The 8,565-nt window shown below is 47.5% G+C and carries 6 protein-coding genes; 4 read left to right on the forward strand and 2 right to left on the reverse strand.

Annotated features, from left to right (window positions below):
• Positions 1–445: 445 nt before the first annotated feature.
• Together fabF and acpP are read right to left on the reverse strand one after the other, a co-directional pair.
• Entirely contained in the window at positions 446–1,699 is a 1,254-nt protein-coding gene (gene fabF / locus QUA33_RS26790) for a beta-ketoacyl-ACP synthase II (RefSeq protein ID WP_333152637.1), read from the reverse strand.
• Between the two features lie 97 nt (positions 1,700–1,796).
• Complete coding sequence (acpP, locus tag QUA33_RS26795) at positions 1,797–2,051, reverse strand: acyl carrier protein (protein WP_333071912.1); 255 nt, start codon at positions 2,049–2,051, stop codon at positions 1,797–1,799.
• Between the two features lie 383 nt (positions 2,052–2,434).
• On the opposite strand from acpP, the gene QUA33_RS26800 reads away from it, so the two are divergent.
• From QUA33_RS26800 to glmS, 4 genes are all read left to right on the forward strand, one after another.
• Complete coding sequence (locus QUA33_RS26800; RefSeq protein WP_333152639.1) at positions 2,435–3,340, forward strand: CoB--CoM heterodisulfide reductase iron-sulfur subunit B family protein; 906 nt, start codon at positions 2,435–2,437, stop codon at positions 3,338–3,340.
• Positions 3,341–4,026: 686 nt separating this feature from the next.
• Positions 4,027–5,169 carry a chloride channel protein gene (locus QUA33_RS26805; protein ID WP_333152642.1) on the forward strand — a complete coding sequence of 381 codons (1,143 nt, stop codon included), beginning with the start codon at positions 4,027–4,029 and terminating at the stop codon, positions 5,167–5,169.
• Between the two features lie 867 nt (positions 5,170–6,036).
• Entirely contained in the window at positions 6,037–6,282 is a 246-nt protein-coding gene (gene psaC, locus QUA33_RS26810) for a photosystem I iron-sulfur center protein PsaC (RefSeq protein WP_015175986.1), read from the forward strand.
• Between the two features lie 159 nt (positions 6,283–6,441).
• Complete coding sequence (glmS, locus tag QUA33_RS26815; protein WP_333096261.1) at positions 6,442–8,364, forward strand: glutamine--fructose-6-phosphate transaminase (isomerizing); 1,923 nt, start codon at positions 6,442–6,444, stop codon at positions 8,362–8,364.
• Positions 8,365–8,565 lie beyond the last annotated feature (201 nt).

An 8,565-nucleotide genomic window follows, 5' to 3' on the forward strand; every position in this document is an offset into this window, starting at 1 on the left:
TCTATCAATGGCTAAGTTTTAGTCTGAGATTACAAAGAGCGCTCCTAGTAATAGGGGCGCTTTTTGTTTGGGGAAAATATTTTTAGAGCTCTCCTTTTGTTAACAAACTAAGTGATATCAAGTCCGCTTGAGTAGTTGTCATTCTGATTCGTGAAGGAACTGAAGAATCTAGCCTTTTAGGCAACGCGCTTACTTCGTTGCCCTTGACTCATGACAAGTAAGCATTTTGGGTCAAGCGATCGCCCGGACATGATAGTAGCAACGACAAATCAAAAAACAAAATACCCAGAGCCCCGCAGCCATTAAAGTGCTGCGGGGCTCTAACGCACGATCGCATTTTAGGTTGAATAAAGTTGATTTAGTTAATAGCCGATGGCTCAATCTAAAATTAAAAGGTGAAAAACTAATTTTTCACCTTTTTAACTCTCGACTTTCAAATTGCCTGTTACTGAACAAACTTCTTGAATGCCAGTGTCACGTTGTGGCCTCCAAATCCAAAAGAATTCGACAGCGCCACATCAACTTTTAGATCGCGGCTTGTATGAGGAACATAGTCCAAATCGCACTCAGGATCGGGATTTTCCAGATTAATTGTCGGCGGGATTTTGTCATTGGCGATCGACATTACCGTTGCCACCGCCTCAATTCCCCCAGAACCGCCCAAAAGGTGGCCGGTCATCGACTTGGTAGAACTAATAGCTACTTTGTAAGCGTGGTCTCCCAAAGTCCGCTTAATCGCTTTTGTTTCAGTAGAATCGTTGGGAAGCGTACTCGTGCCGTGAGCGTTGATATAGCTCACTTGATCCGGCGTCAAACCCCCATCCTTGAGCGCTAAAGCCATCGCCCGCGACGCACCTTCTCCCCCCGGTACCGGAGAAGTCATGTGGTACGCATCGCAAGTTAAACCGTAGCCGACGATTTCTGCGTAAATCTTCGCGCCACGCGCCAGAGCGTGTTCCATTTCTTCTAGAATCAGAATGCCAGCACCTTCGCCGACGACAAAACCATCACGATCGCGATCGAACGGACGGCAAGCATGAGTCGGGTCATCGTTGCGAGTCGAAAGCGCCCTCGCCGCAGCAAAACCGGCTACGCACAAAGGTGTCACTGCAGCTTCGGTACCGCCGCAAATCATGGCTTGCGCGTAACCCCCCTGAACTAGGCGAAACGCGTCACCCACCGCATTTGACCCAGCAGCGCAGGCCGTCACCGTGCAAGAGTTTGGTCCCTTAGCACCCGTTTGAATCGCCGTCAGACCTGCGGCCATATTCGCAATCATCATGGGAATCATAAACGGGCTGCATCGATCGGGGCCGCGAGTCAGATAGATCTCTTGCTGGTCTTCCAAAACCTTCAGGCCACCAATGCCAGTGCCAAGAATGACACCCACCTGTTCTGCGTTCAGGTCGTTAATCTCAAACTTCGCATCAGCAACAGCTTGTTTACTCGCTGACACCCCAAATTGAGCAAAGCGATCCATCCGCTTTGCTTCCTTGCGCTCTAAATAGTCGTGTGGGTCGAAACCCTTCACCTCTGCGGCAAAGCGGCAGTCGTGCCGCGACGGGTCGAATAAGGTGATCGGGCCTATACCATTCTTCCCGGCAAGCAACCCGTCCCAATATTCGGACAAGGTATTGCCGATCGGTGTAATCGCGCCGAGACCCGTGATAACAACGCGCTTACGCTCTAAATTTGTCATGATTTCAGTTTCAAAAAATTAAACACCCAGAACGCAGAACAAAAGAGGAGTTTCCAGTTTTCTAACTTCTCTCCTCTTAGGGGAAAAGACAGGTATTTTATGCTTTTGGAGCTGCAAGTTGGCTGCTGATGAAATCTACAGAAGCTTGAACCGTAGTAATTCCTTCGGCTGCTTCGTCGGGAATTTCAATATCAAACTCTTCTTCCAAGGCCATGACCAGCTCTACAGTATCTAAGGAATCTGCTCCTAAATCGTTAGCAAAGTTGGCTTCTGGCTTGACTTCGCTCGGATCGACTTCCAGTTGCTCTGCCACAATTTTCTTGACTCTAGCAAAAATGTCGTCTTGGCTCATAACATCGTGTCCTCATTGGTTGCTGCGTATCTAATCTTATCCGAAAGGGGGATCTGCAGGAGAAACGCTGGCCGCTTTTCTAAGTGACACGGGCCAGCGACAATTGGCACACCGACGATCGCAGCAACTATAAGACTAAGGCAAAAAAACCCAATAGCCCAAAATCAGTCATCTCGTTTAGCCACCTGATCACGTTGATGAACCGGATTTTTGGTCAATGGTGCGTCAGTCATCAACTTAAAATGCTTGAGAAAAGCTGACAATTGACTCCTAGCTAGGCGGTGATAGGTTAATTATAAAGAGGGAAAACTAAGCAGGAAGCCTCCCGCCTTCGATCGCTCAAGTTTCTTTTCCCGAACCTTGTGTCCCCAGCAGAAACGACTATGCCATCCCAAACTCTCAGATATGCTTACTTTCCCGGTTGCGTTGCCCAAGGGGCGGCCCGCGAACTTTACTTGTCTACAATGGCGCTAACTCAAGCGTTGGGGATTGAACTGGTGGAACTAAAGAAAGCTTCCTGCTGCGGTTCTGGTACTTTCAAGGAAGATTCGCAGTTGCTCGAAGATACTGTCAACGCTCGCAATATTGCGTTGGCTGAGGAACTGAATCTACCTTTGCTGACGCATTGCAGCACTTGTCAAGGGGTCATCGGTCATGTGGACGATCGCCTCAAGGAATCTCAGAAAACCGATCCCAACTACATAGAAAAAGTCAACGGTTTACTCAAAAAGCAAGGCTGTTCGCCTTATCAAGGCAGTACCGAGGTGAAACATCTGTTGTGGGCGATCGTGGCAGATTACGGTATTGAGGAGGTACAGAAGCGAGTCACCCGCAAGCTTTCGGGTTTGAAGTGCGCGTCTTTTTACGGGTGCTACCTGCTGCGAGCTCAGGATAAGCTGCTTTACGATGACCCGCACCAACCGGAATCGATGGAAAATGTATTTCGGGCGATCGGGGCAACTCCGGTTTACTATCGAGGGCGGACGCAGTGCTGCGGCTGGCCGTTGGCGAGTTATGCCACCGACCAATCTTTTGGGATGGCAGGCAAACATATTCAAGATGCTATTGACAATGGTGCGGATTGTATGGTGACGCCTTGTCCTCTGTGTCACTTGAATTTGGATTCGCGACAGCCGGAGGTGGAAAAAGTAATCGGGCGCAAGTTGGGTTTGCCCGTGTTGCATTTGTCGCAATTGGTGGCTTTAGCTTTGGGTGTGGAGCCGAAAAAACTAGGACTCGATCGACATATTGTTTCAACTAAGCCCGTGTTAGAAAAATTAGGCTTTTAGTCGATCGATTTGCGCCGCTTTGTAGTAAAGAATTTAGTCCTTTCTAATATCCAATCCAGTTTTGTAGTAAGGGCTTTGGTTCTTTCTAATATCCAACCCCGTTAGCTCGGAATTATACCCGATTGCTAGCGGGATGCTCGATCGCGATCGTACATTCTTGAGTTGATCGAAGATACCGTCCACAATTTGTCGTTTTGGCCCTAGAGGTGGTCTACTCTTCTTGTGGGGCAGCAAAGGCGCTGCGGAGTTATCACTCTTTGTCGGTTAAGTTGCTCGACAATGTTATTTATTTCTGATCTTAGCTCGTCATCAGAGATCCCAAATGGTTTCTTTAAGCTATTGACACCACCAAGAGATGAAGCGGTCTAAGGGCGAGGGCTTCAGCGGACGGCGTTGCATGGTGGCTTCACCGCTGATAACCTATGCCCCAGTTCCGTTGCCAGCCCTTGTTAGACTGCGATTGCTCTCTTCGCATTCGATAGCCCCGATCTACACTCCAAAGCAAGTGTGGTGGTTGGTAGGTTAATATGCAGACAACAGAAACAGAAGTTGTATACAATTACACAAAATAGTTTTTAAGACTTCCTAACTGCCTCGCTATTGACAAGGAATCACCAATGAACCGAAACCCAGTAAATCTCACACGTCCGGTATTGCTATGGGCAATGCTAGGAATAATTTGTGGTTTGTTTGCTGCCACTTATTGGATATTTTTGTCTTACATAATGCTGGGATTTGAATATTTTAGTGGAGTTTCTCTACTAATTATTATGCCCCTTGCGGGTTTGCTCATCGGTTTGCTCATTCATTGGCTGGGAAATCCTGGCGAAATAGGGTTGATTATTGACAATATTCATCTCAATGGTGGGCGGTTACCAATGAACGAGAATCCTGCGATGATTCTGTCGTCGCTAATCAGTATTGCAAGTGGAGGCAGTGCTGGTCCAGAAGCACCAATGGTGCAAGTAACAGGTTCCATTGGTACGTGGTTAGCCGATCGCTTTCAATTGCGTGGAGAGGCACTACGAACTTTGAGTATTGCTGGCATGGCATCTGGTTTTACAGTTTTGTTCGGCGCTCCTTTGGGTGGTACTTTTTTTGCTTTAGAAATCCTGCATCATCAGAATGTTGTGGAGTATTTTGAAGCAATATTGCCTGCAGTCGTGGCAAGTTGTGCAAGTTACACCATCTTTGTAGCAATTACCCAGCTAGGAATTGGTCCAACCTGGCATTTTCCTCAATACAATGTGGACAGCCTTTATGACTTTGGCGCCGCGATTGCTTATGGAATCGTAGGTGCGATCGTGGGGTGGCTTTTTATCGCTGTATTTCGCAGTGTTGGTCGCTTGTTTGATTCGATACCCAGTCCAATCTATGTGCGAACTACTTTAGCCGGGCTAGCACTTGGTGTGTTATCAGCTTTATTTCCGCTCACTCGTTTCTTTGGTGAACATCAAATTGAAAAAATTGTTGAGGGCAACTTTTCTTTGGGAGTTATCTTAACTTTAGTTATTGCTAAAGTGTTTGCCATTAGTACGACCGTAAATGGAGGCTGGCGGGGAGGGATTATCATCCCGCTGTTTTTTATAGGAGCCTGTTTAGGAAAGGCAATCGCTATCATTAATCCCGCCTCCAACGAGACTTTAGCAATGATTTGTGTAATGGCTGCTCTGAATTCAACAGTTACTCGAACTCCAATTAGTACAACTCTGCTACTCGCCAAGTTGACAGGATTTAGCACTTTTACACCGATTCTCTTCGCTAGTCTCGTGGGTTTCTTCTTGGCTCCCCGAACTCCCTTCATTAGCTCACAGCGTAAAGTTGATTAACAAACGGCTAGAATTCTTCTAATAACTCCGTGTAGCGGTGAAAAATACGTGCAATTTGCCAGTGTCGAGTCTCAAGGCTTTTGCCATTTCAAATACACCAATGGCATCAAACAACATCTAGGTGTTGATACCAGTCAGCTTGCCGTTTTCTATCCATTATACAAAAGCCAGAGTGTCCGATGAATGTGGGTGGGTTGATACAGCAATTTCCAGGTTTATGGAGTACGGTTGCAAGGGTTTGTCAACCATTTTGGTAAGTGTTTGGGATTAAGGTGTACTCTATTTGCGTGGAATCTGCTGTATTTTGAGTCACAACCTCGATTATTTTCACACTCTGGCCCGTCAATCTTCCGAAGATTACCATTCTGCAAGGGCAATAGGTATCACCTGGATAGGACCATCGCAGAGAATGTAAAAACTTTATCCGCAGATTATGACCCAGATCCGGTTTAAACTGGCACGGAAACTAACCAAAGCCGAAAAAGTGCCATTAGAGGGGAAAACTGGATTTGTCGTGGTGGCAACTCGCGCTCGTGATTAAACGGTCAAACGCTGGGATGTCAGGCTGTAAGAGTTTGGTCAAGAACTTTGAGCAGACTCTCGCCAATGCCACTGCGAAACTCAATTTGTATTTCATCAGGCTCATGCTCAAACGGTTGGCAAATGAATAAATCCCAAATGGGTTCTATAAGACTCCCAGCGTGAATAACTGTGAAGTTTTGTCGCTTTTTCGCGAAGTGCTTCCAAGCACTGCGGTAGACTAACCTTTAATTCTCTGTGCAGGCTATAGCGGTGGCACCTCACCGTCAAATCTGTTAATTCGCAGAGCAAGGAAATTTTTAGTGACTCGTTGGGAGCCTTTATTCAATGTCTCATTCAGTCAAAATTTACGATACTTGCATCGGCTGCACTCAATGCGTCCGCGCTTGTCCGACTGACGTTTTGGAGATGGTGCCCTGGGATGGCTGCAAAGCAGCTCAGATTGCCTCATCTCCCCGCACCGAAGACTGTGTAGGCTGCAAGCGGTGCGAAACTGCTTGCCCCACCGATTTTCTGAGCATCCGGGTTTACCTGGGAGCAGAAACCACTCGCAGTATGGGTCTAGCCTACTAAATATCGATCGACACGCCGATCGAATTACAGGCACAAGAGAGGGGGCAATTTAATCGCCCCCTCTTTTTTGTCGCGGAATCTGCATTCTGGGGCCGGAAGAAGGTAAAAATGATAAAACGTGAGTTTTATTGCGATCGCTAAGCAGGAGTAGTACGTTAAATGTGCGGAATCGTTGGCTATATCGGCACGCAAGCAGCAAGCGAGATTTTGCTAGCAGGATTGGAGAAACTAGAATACCGGGGCTACGATTCAGCGGGCCTCGCTACCATCTCGGAAGGAGAAATTACCTGCATCCGAGCCAAGGGCAAATTGCACAACCTCCGGGAAAAGCTAGCAGAGATAGAATCTCCCGCTCCCATTGGCATCGGACACACCCGCTGGGCAACTCACGGCAAACCAGAGGAATATAACGCTCACCCTCACCTGGATAATAGCGGGCGAATTGCGGTAGTTCAAAATGGAATTGTCGAAAATTATCGCGATTTGCGGAAAGAATTGAAAGCAAAGGGACATAAATTTGTCTCCGATACCGATACAGAAGTGATTCCTCACTTAATAGCTGAGTTATTTGCAGAAGTAAAAAGGGAGAAGGAAGAAAGAAAAGAGAAAAAGCCAGAAAAAATTGCTGATTTGTCGTTTTTAGAAGTCGTTGCAAAGGTGGTAAATCGGTTAGAAGGAGCCTTTGCGATCGCCGTTATTTGCGCCGATTTTCCCGACGAAATAATTGTCGCCAGACAGCAAGCTCCTTTGGTGATTGGCTTTGGTGCTGGCGAATTTTTCTGCGCTTCCGACACGCCGGCCTTAGTCTCTCACACCCGCACTGTTTTGTCCTTGGAAAATGGTGAATTGGCAAGACTAACTCCGATGGGAGTCGAAGTTTACAGCTTTGCAGGAGAAAGGCTGAAAAAAAGCCCGCGCATCCTTGGTTGGAGTCCGGTTTTAGTCGAAAAGCAAGGCTTCAAACACTTCATGCACAAGGAGATTTACGAACAGCCCGCCGTAGTCCGAGCTTGTTTGGAGGCTTATTTAGACAGCGATTGGCAGCCGGGAAATCCGCGCTCTCCCATCAATCTCAACTTGCCCAAGGAACTTTGCGCCGATGTCGAACAAATTTCGATTCTCGCCTGCGGAACGAGCTGGCACGCCTCGCTAATTGGCAAATATTTGTTGGAACAATTAGCTAATATTCCCACTGCGGTGCAGTACGCTTCTGAGTACCGCTACGCACCGGCACCGCTGACAGCAAATACTCTAACTATTGGGGTAACACAGTCGGGAGAAACGGCGGACACACTGGCTGCTTTGGGGATGGAACAGCAGCGCCGCGCAGGTTTTACCGATAAATTTCGGGCGAGAATGTTAGGCATTACTAACAGAACCGAAAGTTCGATCGCCCACATGATGCCGCAGGTAATCAACACCCATGCTGGTATAGAAGTCGGCGTTGCTGCCACTAAAACTTTTGTCACTCAGTTGATGGCATTCTATTTCTTAGCTTTGGATTTGGCGCACCAGCGGCAAACAATCAGCACGGATAGATTGGCAGAAATTATTGCTGGTTTGCGCCAGTTGCCTGCAGAAATTGAGAAGTTTTTGGAGATTCAAGAACAGTATGTGGAGGAATTGTCCCACCAGTTTACAGACACCCAAGATTTTATCTTTTTGGGGCGGGGAATTAACTTTCCGATTGCTTTGGAAGGGGCGCTAAAACTGAAGGAAATTAGCTACATTCACGCCGAAGGATATCCGGCGGGAGAGATGAAACACGGCCCGATCGCCCTTTTGGATGCGAAAGTGCCTGTAGTGGCGATCGCCATGCCAGGAAGCGTCTACGAAAAAGTGCTTTCCAACGCTCAAGAAGCGAAAGCGCGCGACGCCCGTTTAATTGGCGTTACGCCGAAGCAAGGTATGGCGGAAGCCGACATTTTTGACCACGTTTTGCCGGTGCCTTTGGTGGATGAATTGTTATCGCCGATTGTGACAGTGATTCCGCTGCAATTGTTGGCTTATCACATTGCGGCGCGTCGGGGTTTGGATGTGGATCAGCCTCGCAATTTGGCGAAGTCGGTGACGGTAGAATAAAAGACTTCTGTTGGCAGTTGGCAGTTGGCAGTTGACTGTTGACTGTTAGCAGTTGTTATTGGTTATTTGTTATTTGTTATCAATAACCTTCCAGACTCTGCCTCCAATGCGCGATCGCCTATTCCCTCGGGAGCGTGTCACTTTTGCAATAAGTACAAATACTTAAATAAGGCTGTTGTGACCAATTGCAGCCATTCTGAG

Origin of the sequence: Microcoleus sp. Pol14D4, from assembly GCF_036701245.1 — a bacterium.
Taxonomy (GTDB): domain Bacteria; phylum Cyanobacteriota; class Cyanobacteriia; order Cyanobacteriales; family Microcoleaceae; genus Microcoleus.